Source organism: Streptomyces sp. NPDC031064, from assembly GCF_055570965.1.
In genome coordinates, this window is sequence record NZ_JBVIGF010000010.1 from 288,640 (window position 1) to 305,320 (window position 16,681).

The window sequence follows — 16,681 nt, forward strand, 5'->3', positions numbered from 1 at the left end:
GGCGCTCCCGAAATTCCCTGACGGACCGTTTCGAAGGGCCACACCGAGCCTCATTCCCGGGCCGCGTCCTTCGAAATCCCTTCGAAACGCTTGACATGTCCCTGCCGCGTTTCCACACTGAGTCACGAGGCGGCGACCCATTTACCCGAGTGCGGCTGCGCCGGCCTCGAATCATTGCGCCTTGATGGTCCGCGTCCTTTTTCCATGGACCCGGACATCGCCTTCGCGGATTGTTTCCGCCGCGCTCACACCCATTCGTGATTTCCGTCCCGGAGGTCCAGTCATGCGTTCACACGCCATTCCTCCGTCCACCGTCCGCCGGAAAATCGGCGGCCTGTGTGCGGCGCTGGTCGTCGGCGTCCTCGGCTCCGCCACCGTGCTGGTGGCACCGCCGACCTCACACGCCGCCGAGAGCACGCTCGGCAGAGCGGCGGCGCAGAGCGGCCGGTACTTCGGCACCGCCATCGCCTCCGGAAGGCTCAACGACTCGGCGTACACGACGATCGCGAACCGCGAGTTCAACTCGGTGACTGCCGAGAACGAGATGAAGATCGACGCCACCGAACCCCAGCAGGGCCAGTTCAATTTCACCGCCGGCGACCGCGTCTACAACTGGGCGGTACAGAACGGCAAGCAGGTGCGCGGCCACACCCTGGCCTGGCACTCCCAGCAGCCCGCCTGGATGCAGAACCTCAGCGGCAGCGCGCTGCGCCAGGCGATGACCAACCACATCAACGGCGTGATGGCCCACTACAAGGGCAAAATCGTCCAGTGGGACGTCGTGAACGAGGCCTTCGCCGACGGCACTTCGGGAGCCCGGCGCGACTCCAACCTGCAGCGCACCGGCAACGACTGGATCGAGGTCGCCTTCCGCACCGCACGCGCCGCCGACCCGGCCGCCAAGCTCTGCTACAACGACTACAACGTCGAGAACTGGACCTCGGCCAAGACCCAGGCCATGTACTCCATGGTCCGGGACTTCAAACAGCGCGGCGTGCCCATCGACTGCGTTGGCTTCCAGGCGCACTTCAACAGCGGCAGCCCCTACAACAGCAATTTCCGCACCACCCTCCAGAACTTCGCCGCCCTCGGCGTCGACGTCGCCATCACCGAACTCGACATCCAGGGCGCCTCGGGCACCACCTACGCCAACGTGACCAACGACTGCCTGGCCGTCCCGCGCTGCCTCGGCATCACCGTCTGGGGTGTGCGCGACACCGACTCCTGGCGACCGGAGCACTCGCCGCTGTTGTTCAACGGCGACGGCAGCAAGAAACCCGCCTACACCTCCGTCCTCAACGCGCTCAACGCCGCCTCCCCCACGCCCACTCCGCCCCCCGGCTCCGGACAGATCAAGGGAGTCGCATCGGGCCGTTGTCTGGACGTGCCCGGATCGAGCACGGCCGACGGCACCCAGCTCCAGCTGTGGGACTGCAACAACCGCGTCAACCAGCAGTGGACCCACACCGCCGGAGGTGAGCTCAGGGTCTACGGCGACAAATGCCTGGACGCCGCCGGCACCGGCAACGGCGCCAAGGTCCAGATCTACAGCTGCTGGGGTGGCGACAACCAGAAGTGGCGCCTCAACGCAGACGGATCCATCGTCGGCGTCCAGTCCGGCCTCTGCCTCGACGCCAGCGCCAACGGCACCGCCAACGGCACCCTGATACAGCTCTACTCGTGCTGGAACGGCAGCAACCAGCGCTGGACCCGCACCTGACCCGGTGCGGTGACACCCGCACCATGAGGGGAGTCAGGATGGCTCCCCTCATGGTGCGGTCAGCCGGAGGAAGAGTTGCCGTAGTAGGCGTCCGGGCCGTGCTTGCGTGTGAAGTGGCGGTCCAGGAGGCGCTGCGGGGTTTCGATCGCGCCCAGAGCGATGGAGTGGAGGGCCAGCAGGTCCACCGCTATCCCGCTCCTGACGGCATGGAAAATGGGCTGCGGTCGGCTGAACCGGGGTGATAGGTAAGCGATGTGACAGAGAGTCTTGAGTATTCCGCCCTGCTGCGACTGATCGACGAGCGGTCGGCCGCGTTCAGGAGTGCGGTCGCCGCCGCGCCCGGCCTTGACGCGCCGGTGCCGTCCTGCCCCGAGTGGACGTTGTTCGATCTGGTGCAGCACCTGGGTACGGGCCAGCGCTGGTGGGCCGCGATCGTCGCCGCGGGCCCGGCCGAGGCTCCGCCGGCCAAGGATGCCGCGGAGGTGCCGCGCGAGCTCGAGTCGCTGCTGGCCTGGTACGCCGAATCCAACGAGCTGCTGCTGAGTGCGCTGCGCGAGGCCGGCCCGGAGCGCGAGTGCTGGGCGTGGTGGCGCGCCGGCGTGTCGCCGGCGAATGCCTGGGGCGTTGCCCGGCGCCGGGTGCACGAGGTGCTGGTGCACACCTACGACGCCCAGCTCGCCGCAGGCGCCGTGCAGCCGATGCCGGCGGACGTCGCGATCGACGGCGTGGCCGAGTTTCTCGACACCTGCAACTCCACCCCGGCGGCCTGGCCGCACGAGCCCGCCACCATCCACTACCACGCCACCGAGGGCCGCTCCTGGCTCCTCACACTGGACGGCACCGGCGCCTGGCCCGCACCCCTCACGGACGACGCCGCGCCCGCCTCCGCTTCGGCCACGGGCACGGCCGAGCAGCTTCTGCTCTTCGTCTGGGGTCGCCTCACGCTGAGCGACCTGAAGATCGAGGGCGACCAGCAGGTGTTCGAGCGGCTGATCGCCTGGGAGCCCGAGGAGTAGCCGGTCCATACCGCCGGCGGACGGTCTCGATGACGTCCGCGGCGGTGGACATCGCGAACAGTTCTCCCTCCGCGCGGCGGACGGCCAGTACGGCCTCGTACAGCTCGGGCCCGAGCGTGTCCCGCGGCACTGCCTCGCCCGAACAAGCAGGCAATCATCCAGAATCGGGGCATGGACGTCCCCAAGCTGCTGGAAGCAGCCTCCCTGCTGGTCCCGGAGGAGATCGCCACCGAGAACGACATCACGGTGAACGACGTCTGGGCGTACCTCATTCACGACGAGTGGGAGGTGGCTCTCGGTCTGCTGGAAGAACTCGGCGGCGTCCACTCGCTTCCGCTCGGCTTCTGGCAGGCCCTCGCCACCGCCGCCGAGCAGGTGCGGATGGTCAGGAGCGCGGCCTGGTGTCGCTGGCGCTGCTACGAAGCCCAGCACGGCACCATCCGAGCCGAACTCACCCTCAGACCTGCCCATGAGGTCCTCCGACGGACACCCTTCTCAGGGGCCGGCGTCCTTCGGCCCATGTGGAACATCGGGACGAAGACCCCGGCCGGCGAACCGGAACTCTACATTGCCGGCCTCTGGGTGGAGTTCGCAGCGTTCATGGAGCCAGGCGAGCGGGCAACGGTGCGTCTGGCCCCACTCTCCCCGTCGAAGTGGCAGCACCTTCGGCCCGGGCAAATGATCAACATGCACGAGGACCGGACCGTCGCCGGAACAGCGGTCGTCCTCGACGTTCGGCGTCCGTCAGCGTCCTGAGAGCCCTGGCTCGGGAGGGAGGTCGGACGGCGCTCCCGCGTGAGGCCGGCGCGAGCCGTGCACGCGAAGGACCCCAGCGGGTGGGCCGGGGTCCTGTCCGGCGTCGGCGACGGTCAGTGGCCGGCGAGTTCGCCGCTGAGCCTGCCGTGGAGGTCGGCGCTGGGGTCATTCAGGCCGGTGATCTCGACGGCCTTGCCGCGCTGGGCGTACTTGCTCTCGATGGCGTCGAGGACGGCGACCGAGGAGGCGTCCCAGATGTGGGCGGAGGAGAGGTCGATGACGACCTTGTCCGGGTCGGTGGCGTAGTTGAACCGGCCGACGAGGTCGTTGGAGGAGGCGAAGAACAGCTCGCCGGTGACCGAGTAGACGACGGTGGTTCCGTCGGGGTCGGTAACGGAGGTGACGTTGGCCAGGTGCGCGACGCGCCTGGCGAAGATGACCATGGCGGTGATCGAGCCGACGACGACGCCGATGGCGAGGTTGTGAGTCGCCACGACGGCCGCGACGGTGATGACCATGACGGCGACCTCACCGGCCGGCATCCGCTTGAGGGTCTTGGGGGCGATGGAGTGCCAGTCGAAGGTCGCGAACGACACCATGATCATGACGGCGACCAGGGCGGCCATGGGAATGTCGGAGACGACGGGGCCGAAGGCGATGCACAGCACCATCAGGAACGCGCCGGCGAGGAACGTGGACAGGCGGGTGCGGGCACCGGAGACCTTCACGTTGATCATCGTTTGGCCGATCATGGCGCAGCCGCCCATGCCGCCGAAGAAGCCGGTGACGATGTTGGCGACGCCCTGGCCGATCGACTCACGGGTCTTGTTGGAGTGGGTGTCGGTGATGTCGTCGACCAGCTTGGCGGTCATCAGCGACTCCATCAGGCCGACCAGCGCCATGGCGAAGGCGTACGGCGCGATGGTGGTCAGCGTGTCCATCGTGAACGGCACGTCGGGCAGGCCGGGTACCGGCAGTGAGGAGGGCAGTTCGCCCTTGTCGCCGACGGTCGGCACCGCGATCGCCGCACCCACCGTGATCACGGTCAGGACGACGATGGAGACCAGCGGGGCCGGGATCACAGTGGTGATCTTCGGGAAGAACACCATCAGGGCCAGCCCGCCGATGATCAGCGGGTAGACGGGCCAGGGAACGTCGCGCATCTCGGGGACCTGGGCCATGAAGATCAGGATGGCGAGGGCGTTGACGAAGCCGACCATCACCGAGCGGGGGATGAACCGCATCAGCTTGGCCACCCCGAGGGTGCCCAGGATCACCTGGAAGACGCCGGCGAGGATGACGGCGGCGACCAGGTGGCCGAGACCGTGCTCGCGGTTCAGCGGCGCGACGACAAGGGCGACGGCGCCGGTGGCGGCGGAGATCATCGCCCTCCGGCCGCCGACGACCGCGATGACGACGGCCATCGTGAAGGAGGCGAACAGGCCCATCGCCGGGTCGACACCGGCGATGATCGAGAACGAGATAGCCTCCGGGATCAGCGCGAGGGCGACCACGAGGCCGGCGAGGACCTCGGTGCGCCAGACCTTCGGGTCGGAGAGCCAGTCGGGGCGCAGGCCACGCAGCCGCGCGGCCGGGGTGAGGGCGGAAGAGGACAAGGAAGCAGGTACCTGTCGTGCTCAGGCGCGCCCCCGTCGGCAGGCCGGGGCGTGCGGGAGGACGCGGAAGGGCCGGGCGGCACCCCGCGGACGGCCCGCAAGGCGGGACCGGAAGTCATGGGGACGGAGCGTCGCCCAGCGCGGACCGGCGCTGGAGGCTCCCGTCAGGGGCAAGGCGTCACGGCGGGCAGGCAGCGGCACGGGGCATCGTGGGCTCGCGCACGCTCTCTCCTGCAGGAAACGGAACTTCACCGGGGGCACCATCGGCCCCGACACGGCTGCGGCGGGACAGCGGCACGCCGCCCTCGCCGCCCTCGCCGTCGGCAACTCTACCCTAACGTTAGAGTAGGGATCGCCGGGGCGGGCACGGGGACCGCGGCCCCACAGGAACGAGAAGGCCGGAGGATCACGGGCGTGGACGACAAGCACATGCAGATCGGCGAGGTCGCCGCGCGGACCGAACTGTCCCTGCGCACCATCCGGCATTACGAGGAGGCCGGGCTGGTTGTCCCCTCCGCCCGCTCCCAGGGCGGATTCCGCCTCTACACCGAGAGTGACGTGCAGCGGCTCATGGTCATCCGCCGGATGAAGCCGCTCGGCTTCACCCTCGACCAGATGCGCGACCTCCTCGACGCGACCGACCGCCTCGACGCCGACAGCGACCTCGACAGCGGCGAACGCGACATGCTGCTGGACCGCGTACGCGAGTACGAGCGGGCGGCCGCGGAACACATCGACAAGCTCCGCGTCCAGCTCTCCCGCGCCGAGGACTTCGCCGCCACCCTCCGTACGCGCCTGCGGCAGGACACCGCGACCCCCTCCTCCGTGCGGTCCTGACCCGCTGCACCGGTTCAGCCGGTGCGGGGCACGGAGAGGTGGGAGAGGTGAGGGGGCAGCCGGTCACCGGGTGGGCAGGCGTCAGCGTTCCTCCGGGGCTGACAGGTCGATGGCGTGGACCGGGATGTCCGGGATGGCGGCGACCGTACGCAGCAGGCGGGTGAAGCGGGTGCACAGGGCCTCGATGGTGGAGCGGTCGAACAGCTCCGTCCGGTATTCGACGACGCCGTCCAGGCCGTGGCAGGTGCCATCGGCGTCCCGCCGCTCGAAGAGGCCGAAGGTCAGGTCGAACCCGGCGGAACCCCTGCCGACCAGGTCCACCGTGGCGGACCCGCCCGGTAGCTCCAGCCTGTCGGGCAGGGATGGCGTGAGAACCAGCATCACCTGGAACAGGGCCCGGCCGAACACGGCCCGCCCGCTCGCCGCCCGTCGTGGTCCCTGCGCCTCCACGACCAGGTCGAAGGGCACATCCTGGTGGGCGAAGGCGGCCAGATCGGCTTGCCTGACCCGGCCGAGCAGTTCGCGGAAGGTCGGCTCCCCCGAGGTGTCGGTGCGCAGTACGAGCGTGTTCACGAAAAAGCCGACGATTCCGTCGAGCTCCGCGTCCGCGCGGTCGGACACCGCCGTGCCGATCGGGATGTCCGTCCCCGCGCCGAGCCGGGTGAGCAGCGCGGCCAGTCCGGCGTGCGCCACCAGGAAGAGGCTGGCCTGCTCGTCCGCGGCCACGTCCAGGAGCCGCCCGTGTACGTCCGCGGGGACGGTGAAGGCCACCGTGTCGCCGGCGGTGTGCGCCGGGCGCCCGGACGGTGCCTGCTCCGTACGGTCGGCAGGCAGCGGGATGCGTTCCGGCAGACCGGCCAAGGTCTTGTCCCAGTAGGCGAGTTGCTTGACCCGCAGGGCGCTGGGCTCGTCGTCGGTGCCGAGGAGTTCGCGCTGCCACAGGGTGAAGTCGGCGTACTGAATGGGCAACGGCGCCCAGCCCGGGGTGTCACCGCCGACGCGGGCCCGGTACGCGGTGCCGAGGTCGTCCAGCAGCCGCGGCAGCGAGGCGCGGTCGCAGGCGATGTGGTGGAGCAGCAGGAGCAACGTCTGCCGGCGTGAGGCCTCGGTGGTGAAGAGGACCGCGCGCACGGGTAGTTCGCTCTCCAGGCTGAAGGGTCGGCCGGCCGCGGCGTTCAACGCCTCCGGTAGCCGCTCCGGGGCGACGGATTCGACCGTGAATGCCGGGCGCGCGGCCGCGGCCGGCAGGATGTGCTGGAACGCCTGGCCGTCCCGCTGCTGGACGAGGGTACGCAGGGTTTCGTGCCGGGCCGTGAGGTCGCCCAGCGCGGCCCGGAGCGCCCCTTGGTCCAGCTCGCCGTCCCAGCGCAGCACCAGGGGAACGTTGTAGGTGCTGTCGGGGCCGGAGAGTTTGTGCAGGAACCAGAAGCGGCGTTGGCCGAAGGAGAGCGGGACCGGCTCGGCGCCGCGGTCCTCGGCCGCCGGGAGCCGAGGGACGGACCGGGCCCCCGGCGCCACGGAGGTGCCGCCCGGAGGAGCCGGGTCGCCCGGATCAGTCGGGTCGCCCAGATGAGTCGGGTCGCCCGGATCAGTCGGGTCGCCCAGATGAGCGGCGAGCCCCGCCACGGTCGGATGGGCGAAGACGTCCCTGACATCCAGCTCCGCCCGGGCGCCGAGGCCGGCTCGGCGCACCATGGTGACCAGCCGTGTCGCCCGCAGGCTGTCGCCCCCGAGGTCGAAGAAGTCGTCGTCGGCGCCCACGTGCTCCACGGCGAGCAGGTCGGTGTACAGCTTGGCCAGTTCGGCTTCCAGCGGCGTGTCCGGGGCGCGTGACGGCGTGTGTGCGCGGGCGTGGGGGGAAGGGAGCGCCGCCCGGTCCAGCTTCCCGTTGGGGGTGAGCGGCAGCCTGTCGAGCGGGACGAACAGGGACGGGACGAGATGGGCCGGGAGCCGGCCGCGCAGCCATTCACGCAGCCGGGCGAGAGCCGGCCCGGGATCGTCCGTCGCCGCCTCGGCGGTGAGGACGACGTAGGCCACCAACCGCGCGGCCGCCCCGTCGGCGCCCTGACCGCCGTCCGCCTTCGTGCGGTCCGGATCCCGCGGAACGTCGGAGCTCGCCAGCACGGCGCCGCCCGCCACGCCGGGGCCGGCCAGCAGCGCCGCCTCGATCTCGGCCGGTTCGACCCGGAAGCCACGGATCTTGACCTGGTCGTCCGCCCTGCCGAGGTACTCCAGTGAGCCGTCCCGGCGGGCGCGTACGAGGTCGCCCGAGCGGTACAGCCGGGACCCGGCGGGGCCGAAGGGGTCGGCCACGAAGCGCTGCGCCGTCAGTGCGGGGCGGTGCAGATAGCCCCTGGCCACACCGGTACCGGCGACGTACAGCTCACCGGCCACCCCGGGGGGTACCGGGCGCAGCCGGCCGTCCAGCACGTACAGCCGGGTGCCGGCGATGGCCTTGCCGATCGGGACGACCCGCGCCGTGCCGTGGTCGCGGTCCAGGTCGAACCGGGTCGAGAGGACCGCGGTCTCGGTGATGCCGTACATGTTGACCAGGACGGGCGCGGAGTCCCGGTGCCGCCCGTACCAGGAACGCACGACTGCCGACGAGAGGGCCTCACCACAGAAGATGACCCAGCGCAGGGCCAGTTCCCGCCCGGGCTCGGGCTCTTCGGCGTCGGCCTGCTCCAGCGACCGGAAGGCGGACGGCGTCTGATTGAGCACCGTCACACGCTCCCGCACGAGCAGGTCGAGAAAGGCGCGGGGGGAGCGGCTCACCTCGCGGGGGACGACCACCAGCCGGCCACCGTGCGCGAGGGCGCCCCACATCTCCCATACGGAGAAGTCGAAGGCACAGGAGTGGAACATCGTCCAGGTGTCGTCGGGGCCGAAACCGAACTCGGCGGCTCCCGCCTCCAGCAGTGCCACCGGACCGCGGTGCGGGACCACCACGCCCTTGGGGCGGCCGGTGGATCCCGAGGTGTAGATGACGTACGCGGCGTGGTCGGGCGTCAGCGGCCCCGTGCGGTCCGCGTCGCTCAGGTCGGCGTCGCTCAGGTCCGCGCCGCCCGGCTCCACGTCGCTCAGGTCCGCGTCGCTCATCGCCGACGGGGGTGCGGTCGCGGGGGCTCCCGTCGGGTCCGTCCCGGAGAGAACGCATACCGGCTGGGCGTCGGCGAGGATCCGCTCCCTGTGCTCCGGCGGCCATCCCGTGTCGAGCGGGAGGTAGGCCGCGCCGGTCTTGGACACCGCCAGGATCGCGGTGACCATGTCCACGGAGCGAGGAAGCAGGACGGCGACGGTGCGCTCGGGTCCCGCGCCGCGCCGGATCAGTTTCCTGGCAAGCCGGTTGGCGCGCGCGTTGAGCTCGGCATAGGTGAGCTGCCGGTCGCCGTGGGCAACCGCCGGGGCGTGCGGAGTACGTGCGGCCCACTGTTCGAACAGCTCGGGGAGTGTACGGGGCGAGAGGGGGGCGGGTGTGTCGACGCCCGGTACGAGCAGCCTGCGCTCTTCCGGTGCCAGCAGGTCCAGCTCTCCGACGGGGCGTCGGGGTTCGTCGGCCAACTGGTCCAGCAGGCGTACGCAGCGGTCGGCCTCGGCGGTGACCTCCTCGGTCTCGTACCGCCCGGCGTCGGCGTGCACCTCCACCATCAGGCCGGCCCGGCCGCGTTCCGGCCTGATCATGACGGAGAGGTCTTCCACCGCGCCGGTGTTGAGCTGCCTGAGGGTCATCGGCCGCCCGGCGAAGCCGCGGCCGAAGCTGAAGGGGACGATGTTGGCGAGCAGTTGGTACGGCGCGTGCGCGGACCCGGTGAAGCCGAGGTCACGGCGGAGGTCCTCGTACCGATAGCGCTGGTGGTTCAGGGCGAGGGCGATCGCCTCGCCGACGGTCCGGATCAATTCGGCGGCCGGCCGGCGCACGTCGACCGGCACCCGCAGCGGGAGCACGTTCGACGCCGCGCCGGTCACGGCGCCCGCCGTCTTGGGGGTGCGGCCGGCGACCGGGAACCCCACGACGACCTCGTCGCCGCCGCCGGTGCGGGCGTGGTCCAGCAGGACGGCGGAGGCGGTCGCCACCACCGTCCAGGGGACGTCGAGTTCGCGCGCCCGTGCCCGGAGGGCGGCCACGCGGTCCTCGGGCATCCGGGACGTACCGTGCACCGGCGCCCCGCTCGCCCAGCCCATGCCCGTCCGGCCGACGCCCGCCGGACCGACGCCCGCCGGACCGACGCCAGCCCGGCCGACGCCCGCCCGTCCGGGTGTGTCCCGGCCCGCCGCGCCTGGCTCGGGCATACCCGGCCGGACGGCTCCCGGGCGGACGGCTCCCGGCCAACCGGCCATCTTCTCCGTCCAGAACTGACGGTCGGCCTCGAAGTCGGGCGTGGAACGGTAGGCCCGCTCGGCGGTGAGCAGGGTGTCCAACGGCACTTGGTGGCCGGGCTCCGGGGACTCGCCGCGCTCCAACGCCGCGTAGATCTCGCCGAGCCGTCGGGCGAACAGCGCCAGGCCGAAGCCGTCCACCACCAGGTGGTGGACGAGCAGATACCAGCAGACCCGGTCCTCGGAGAGGCGCAGGAACGCGGTCCTGAAGGCCGGGCCGTTCGCCAGGTCGAACGGGCGCGGGATGTCCGCTCGCATCCAGTCCAGCGCGGCGGCCATCGGTGCGGGTTCCCGCTGGAGGTCGACGACCGGGATGTGCCAGGTGGGGAGGGGGCCGGCCCATTGCCTCGGCTCTCCGGAGTCCGTGACGGCGAACCGGGACCGGAAGGGCTCGGTCTCCGTCACGGCGAACCGGAAGGCCGCCTCGTACAGCTCCGGGTCGAGGTCTCCGGCGATCTCGAACGCACTCGCCAGGTGGTACCGGCCCGGAGGCGCCAACTGCTGCGCCATCCAGATCCCGTGCTGCATCGTGGTGAGCGGCATCGACCAGTGGTCCGCCGAGTGCGCGTGCTCCGGCTCGTTCCTCACGGAGTGTTCACCGACCCCTTCTGTGGCTTGGAGGCCCACCGTTCGACGAGGACGCGGCCGATGTCGCCGAGCGCGGCGGGGCGTCCCATGTCCATGTGCGTGCAGTCGACCGGCAGGACGTCGAGCGACCCCTTGATCAGCGGGCGCCACAGGCCGAGCGCGGTCTCGGGCGAGTGGTCCCGCGCGGTGAACATCACGGTGTCCCCGCCGAACGGGCGGGGCTCGTGCAGGACGGCGACCCGCGCGTTGTTGGTGAAGGTCCGGGCCAGCGCGGCGATGCGCTGCTCGTCGAACGAGGCCAGCAGCCCCTGCTGCGCACGGGTGATCTCCACGAGCCGCGGATACGTCAGCGACTCGCCCGCCCACAGGGAGGGGTCGTAGCCGAAGTGTTCCAGGAGCATCGCGAGGACGTCCCGGCCGGCGACCGAACCCGGTGCGTCCTCGGCCGAGGCCTCGGCGTCGGCGACGTCCGCGCCCATGGGGTAGGCGTCCAGGAGCGCCAGCGTCTCCACCGACTCGCCGCTCTCCTCCAACTGCACCGCCATCTCGTGGGCGACCACCCCGCCGAAGGACCAGCCGAGGAGGTGGTAGGGGCCCGTGGGCTGGACGGACCTGACATGGTCCAGGTAGTCGGCCGCCATCTCCCGCAGGGACCCCGGCAGGGCCTCCGGGCCGTCCAGGCCCCGGGCCTGCAGGCCGTACACCGGCCGGTCGGCGCCGAGCGGCGAGGTGAGTCCCGCGTAGCACCAGGAGAAGCCCGCCGCCGGGTGCACGCAGAACAGAGGCGCCTCGCCGCCCGACTCCCGCAGCGGCAGCAGGACCCCGGTGTCGCTTTCGGGCGTTTCCTGGGTGCCCCGCCACCTGTTGCTCACGGTGCCGTCGCCCGCCTCGGGCGAGAGGAAGGAACCGACGCTTCTGGCGGGCTCGGCGGCCGCTTCGGTCAACAGCGCGGTGAGGCGTCCGGCGAGCGCGGCGACCCACTCGCGGTCCAGGACGTGCGGGCGGTAGTCGAAACGCAGCAGCAGCTTCTCGCTCCTGGCGGAGACCGCCAGGACCAACGGGACGTGCGGGGCCTCGAAGGAGTCCCTCACACCCGTGATCGGACGGCTCGCGCCACCGCCGGTGTGCTGGTACGGCGTCAGCGCGGCCTGCTCCCGCTCCAGCCGCCGCAGCAGCGCCCCGAGCGGTTCCGCCGGGTCCAGCCGCACCCGGGTGGGCACCGTGTTGCCGAAGGACCCGGCCATGGGCTCCGCTCCGCCGGGCTCAGCCGGGCGGCCGGAGACGACCGAGCCGAACACGACGTCGGTGTTGCCGGTCTCCTGCCCCATCAGGATGCCCCAGGCCGCCTTGAGCAGGGTGCTGGTGGTGGCACCGTGCCTGCGGGCCACGTCGGCCAGCGCGGCGGAGGTCTCCACGTCGACCTCGGCGACGAAGGTAGGCGCGGCCGGCGATCGCTCGGGACCCTCGGGGCTCTTCGTACGGTTCGTCGGGCGCACGACCCGGGCCAGCGCTCTGACCGTCTTGTGCTCGAAGATGTCCTGGGGTGTAAGGACAAGTCCCACCCGGCGCAGTCGGCTCAGCATCTGGATCGACATCATGCTGTCGCCGCCGAGGTCGAAGAAGCTGACGTCCATGGGGACTTCGGGCAGCCGGAGCACCTCGCGGAACACCCGCGCCACGTGCTCCTCCCGCGCCACGTGTCCCTCCCGCGCTCCTTCGGCGATCGGCTGGTGGGCCTCCAGCGGCCGTACGCCCGTCGGGGGCTTCTCGCGGTCGAGCTTGCCGCTGCCCGTCCGCGGCAGCGCGGAGGCGGCCTTCAGCTCGGCCGGGACCACATGTGCCGGCAGCCGTTCGGCCGCCCAGTCCCGCAGCGCGTGGCGGCCGGGGAGGCGGGCTCCCTCCGCGGGTACCAGGTAGGCCACGAGCCGGGCGTCGCCACTCGGCCCCTTCCGGACGCAGGCCATGACTTCCGCGACGGCGGGATGCCGGGCGAGCACCGCCTCCACCTCACCGAGTTCGACGCGGAAGCCGTTGACCTTGACCTGGGCGTCCGCGCGGCCGAGGAAGTCGAGCTGCCCGTCGGGGCGCCGGCGGGCCAGATCACCGGTCCGGTACATCCGCTCGCCGGGCGGGCCGAAGGGGTCGGCGACGAAACGCCCGGCGGTCAGCCCGGGCCGGCGCAGATATCCCCGGGCGAGGCCGTCTCCCGCCAGGTACAGCTCGCCCTGGCGGCCGGCCTCCACCTGCCGGAGTGAGCCGTCGAGCACGTACGCGCGTACGTGGCCCAGCGGCCGTCCGATGGGCGGTGCGCCCTCGGGCACGGGGCCGTCGCCCGCCGGGGCGGGGCCGGGGATGGTGGCCGCCGTGGCATAGACGGTGGCTTCGGTGGGCCCGTACAGGTTGAGCAGCCGGGTGCCGGGCATGGTCTCCCGGATCCGCGCGGCGAGTGTCGCGGGGAGCGCCTCCCCGGTCGTCGAGAGCGTCGTGGCCGACACCTCCAGGCCGCCGGTCTCCATCAGCCTGGAGAGCACGGAGGGGATGGCGCACAGCAGACCGCCCGACCAGCGCGGCGGGTCGCCGTCGAGCAGCGACAGGAGACTGTCGACCACCTCGACGCTGCCGCCGCCCGCCAGCGCGGGGAAGATCTCGGCCACCGACGCGTCGAAGCTGAAGGAACTGGCCGCCAGCGCGTGTGCCAGCGAATCGGCGCCGAACTCGCTGGCCGCCCACTCCACCAGCGCGACCACACCGCGGTGCGGGACCACGACCCCCTTGGGTGTGCCGGTGGAGCCCGAGGTGTAGATGACGTACGCGGGATGCGAGGGCCGCAGCGGCCCGGGCCGGTCGGCGTCGGACGGTGCCGTGGGTGAGCAGCGCTCCAGCTCCGCGGCGGTCGCGGGGTCGTCGAGCCGGACGGTCGTGGTCAGCCGGCTCACGACGTCCGCGACGTACGCGTCGGTGGCGGTGTCGGTCAGCACACAGACGGGTTCCGCGTCCTCGACCATGAAGCGGAGGCGCTCGGCCGGGTACCGGGGGTCGAGCGGCAGGTAGGCGGCGCCGGTCTTGAGCACCGCGAGCATCGCCACGAGTGTCCCGGCGCACCGGGGAAGCAGCAGCCCGACGACCGACTCCGGCCCTGCGCCCCGGTCGAGCAGGATCCGGGCCAGCCGGTTGGCACGCTCGTGGAGTTCCGCGTAGGTGAGTTTGTCATCGGCGCTGATGACGGCGACCGCGTCGGGGTGGCTACGGGCGGCGCTGTCCAGCAGGTCGGTGAGCGTTCGGTGGGGCGCCCCGGAGGCCGTGCCGCCCGTCCGGGCGCGAAGGGCCGCGTGCTCGTCCGCCGCCGACAGGTCGATGGTGCCCAGCGGGCGCTCCGGGCCGGCCACGGCCAGGGACAGCAGGCGCCCGAAACGCCTGGCGTGCGCGTCGAGTTCGGCGGCCGCATAGCGATCGGCCGCACCGCTGAAGACGACCCGCAGCCGCTGGTCCACGGGGTCGTCGTCGAGTATGACGCGTAGGTCGTGGACCGGGTCGGGCACCAGGTCGTGGACCACCACGGACAGTTCACCGAACCGCACGAGGGTCCCGGGCGTGCGGATGTCGGCGATCGGCCCGAGCGGCAGGGGCCGGTCGTCCGGCGCCCCGGCCTCGCGGCACAACTCCCGGTGGCCCAGGCGCTGGTGCCTGACGGCCTCGCGCGACTCCCGGGCGACGTCGTGGACGAGTTCGGAGAAGGTGGCGTCGGACCGTACCGTCGCCCGGAGCGGCACGATGTACTCGCTCGCGTCGGGGACTCGCCTGCTCACCCGGCTCGGCCGGCCGTCCACCGGCATGCCGATCACCACGTCCGTGGCGCCGCCCATCCGGTGGGTGTACGCCGCCACGGCGGCGCACAGCACCGCCCGTGTCGGCACACCGTTGTGGCGGGCGGTGGCACGTACGCGCTCGGTGTCGGTGGTGCCGAGCGTCACCGGGCGGGAGTTCACCGGTGCTCGCTGCCGGTCGGCGTCGCGGGCGGGAGCGGACGCGAAGCTCACCGGCTCGGGGAGGTCGGTGAGCCGCCGGCGCCAGTGGGCGCGGTCGGCCTCCTGCGCGGGAGATCCGGCGTACCCGGCCGCCGCCGAGGCCACCTGGGCCCGGGTGGCCAGGGTGCCGTCAGCGGCCGGGCGGCCCTCGGCGAGCGCCGTGTACACCTCGGCTACCCGACGGGTGATCAGGGCACAGCCGAACCGGTCGACAGCGGCCCGGTCGTGTTGGTGGAACCAGTGGTGGTGGTCCGGGCCGAGCCGCAGCAACGCCTGGGCGGACCAGGGCTGCGCGGTCTCCTCGCCGCCCGGTGCGAGCTCGGCTCCCCGCTCGAGCGCCGCGCGTGTCCAGGCGTCGGCCGCGCCCCGAGGGTCCGCCTCCGAGCTCAGGTCCACCACGGGCAGCGGCAGGCTGTCCGAGATCTCCGGGGCGGCCGGTCCGTCCGGTCCTTGGCCGGCGAAGCGCACCGGCAGTGTGGTGGTCTCGGCCACGACCCGGGCGACCGCCTCGCCCAGCGTGGTGAGGTCCAGGTCGCCGTGGATCTCCACGAGCTGGGCGGTGTGGCTGCTGGGAGCGGTGGGCTGCGAACCGGGGTGTCCTACGGCACGTCGGGCGTCCTGTCCGGCGGTGGACGCGTCGGTGGACGCGTCGGTGGGCGAGCCCTGGGGGTCAGCCATGGTGGGTTCCTCCCCGCGCGATGGGGTGCTGTGGCGAGTACTGGTAGAAGCCACTGCCCGACTTGCGTCCGACGTTGCCTTCGGCGACGAGACGGGCCAGCAGGGAGCAGGGCCGGAAGCGGTCCTCGCCGGTGTGCCGGCGCAGCACCTCCAGCGAGTCGGCGATGGTGTCGAGACCGATGAGGTCGGCCGTGCGCAACGGCCCCATCGGGTGGCCGAAGCAGTCCTGGAAAATGCGGTCCACGGTCTCGGCGTCGGCGGTTCCCTCGCCCAGCACGGCGGCCGCCTCGTTGAGCGTCAGCATCAGCACCCGGTTCGTGACGAAACCCGGGGCGTCATGGACCACGAGGGCGTGCTTGCCGACGCGGGCGAGGAACGCCTCCGTACGCTCCACGGTCGGATCGCTGGTCTCCGGCGCGCGGATCACCTCCACCGCGTCCTTGAGCGGCGCCGGGTTCATGAAGTGGGTGCCGATGACCCGGTCGGGGCGGGTGGTGAAGGACCCGAGGCGACTGATCGGGATGCACGAGGTGTTGGACGCGAAGATCGCCTCGGCCCCGCAGATCCGGTCCAGCTCCCGGAGGATCCCCTCCTTGACGTCCTCGTCCTCCCGGGCGCACTCCACCACCAGGGAAGCGGCCGCCAGGTCGGCGAGCTCGGCGGACCAGGTCACGAGGGACTCGGTACGGGAGGCCGACGCGCCCGCCCCCGTCTGCGGGGACCCCGTCTGCGGGGATCCGGTCTGCCGGGCACCCGTCTGAGGGGACGCCGTCTGCCGGGATCCCCGGCGCAGCAGTGTGGCCGTCCTGATCCCGGCGCGGAGCCGAGAGGGTCCCGAGGCCAGCGCCCCGGGGTCGTTGTCGACGACGACCACGGGGTGGCCGGCTTCGGCGAAGCACTGCGCCACACCGACGCCCATCGTGCCCGCGCCGACGATGCCCACCAGTGACCCGGCCGGAACGCTCTGCTCGGCCCGCACGCTCTGCTCGGTCTGCTCGGTCCGCACGGTCCGCACGGCCTGCTCGGCCCGCGCGGTCTGTCGCACGTCTGTCTGATCGCCCACTGTTG

At 72.0% G+C, this 16,681-nt stretch carries 8 protein-coding genes and 1 pseudogene; 4 read left to right on the plus strand and 5 right to left on the minus strand.

The genetic code is table 11. The annotated features are described in order from the left end of the window. Positions 1–283: 283 nt before the first annotated feature. Entirely contained in the window at positions 284–1,720 is a 1,437-nt protein-coding gene (locus ACZ46W_RS31915) for an endo-1,4-beta-xylanase (RefSeq protein WP_468345141.1), read from the plus strand. Positions 1,721–1,779: 59 nt separating this feature from the next. Here the strand turns inward: ACZ46W_RS31915 and araD are convergent. After that, positions 1,780–1,908 (minus strand): annotated as a pseudogene (gene araD / locus ACZ46W_RS31920) (L-ribulose-5-phosphate 4-epimerase); the annotation flags it as partial. Positions 1,909–1,974: 66 nt separating this feature from the next. Between araD and ACZ46W_RS31925 the strand changes: the two are divergent. After that, on the plus strand, positions 1,975–2,736 hold the full coding sequence (locus tag ACZ46W_RS31925) for a maleylpyruvate isomerase family mycothiol-dependent enzyme (RefSeq protein WP_468345144.1): 762 nt from the start codon (positions 1,975–1,977) through the stop codon (positions 2,734–2,736). Between the two features lie 171 nt (positions 2,737–2,907). After that, entirely contained in the window at positions 2,908–3,492 is a 585-nt protein-coding gene (locus tag ACZ46W_RS31930; RefSeq protein ID WP_468345147.1) for a hypothetical protein, read from the plus strand. 113 nt (positions 3,493–3,605) lie between these two features. On the opposite strand, the gene ACZ46W_RS31935 is transcribed toward ACZ46W_RS31930, so the two are convergent. After that, positions 3,606–5,108 (minus strand): SulP family inorganic anion transporter, encoded by a 1,503-nt coding sequence (locus ACZ46W_RS31935; protein ID WP_468345149.1) that lies wholly within the window; start codon positions 5,106–5,108, stop codon positions 3,606–3,608. A gap of 414 nt (positions 5,109–5,522) precedes the next feature. Here ACZ46W_RS31935 and ACZ46W_RS31940 point away from each other — a divergent pair, with 414 nt between their 5' ends. Beyond that, positions 5,523–5,945, plus strand: a complete 423-nt coding sequence (locus ACZ46W_RS31940; RefSeq protein WP_468345152.1) for a MerR family transcriptional regulator — start codon at positions 5,523–5,525, stop codon at positions 5,943–5,945. 81 nt (positions 5,946–6,026) lie between these two features. Here the strand turns inward: ACZ46W_RS31940 and ACZ46W_RS31945 are convergent, their stop codons facing one another. From ACZ46W_RS31945 to ACZ46W_RS31955, 3 genes are read right to left on the minus strand one after another with little or no spacing between them, the layout of a single operon-like run. Further along, positions 6,027–10,910 (minus strand): amino acid adenylation domain-containing protein, encoded by a 4,884-nt coding sequence (locus ACZ46W_RS31945; protein ID WP_468345155.1) that lies wholly within the window; start codon positions 10,908–10,910, stop codon positions 6,027–6,029. Next, complete coding sequence (locus tag ACZ46W_RS31950) at positions 10,907–15,613, minus strand: amino acid adenylation domain-containing protein (RefSeq protein WP_468345159.1); 4,707 nt, start codon at positions 15,611–15,613, stop codon at positions 10,907–10,909. The genes ACZ46W_RS31945 and ACZ46W_RS31950 overlap by 4 nt, the downstream gene beginning before the upstream one ends. Beyond that, positions 15,606–16,676, minus strand: coding sequence for a 3-hydroxyacyl-CoA dehydrogenase family protein (locus ACZ46W_RS31955; RefSeq protein WP_468345162.1), 1,071 nt, complete (start codon positions 16,674–16,676; stop codon positions 15,606–15,608). Before ACZ46W_RS31955 ends, ACZ46W_RS31950 begins: the two co-directional genes overlap by 8 nt. Between the last annotated feature and the right edge of the window lie 5 nt (positions 16,677–16,681).

Coding starts and splice junctions, on each gene's coding strand:
- ACZ46W_RS31915 (WP_468345141.1), top strand. CDS start 284: ATGCGTTCACACGCCATTCCTCCGTCCACCGTCCGCCGGAAAATCGGC.
- ACZ46W_RS31930 (WP_468345147.1), top strand. CDS start 2,908: ATGGACGTCCCCAAGCTGCTGGAAGCAGCCTCCCTGCTGGTCCCGGAG.
- ACZ46W_RS31950 (WP_468345159.1), bottom strand. CDS start 15,613: ATGGCTGACCCCCAGGGCTCGCCCACCGACGCGTCCACCGACGCGTCC.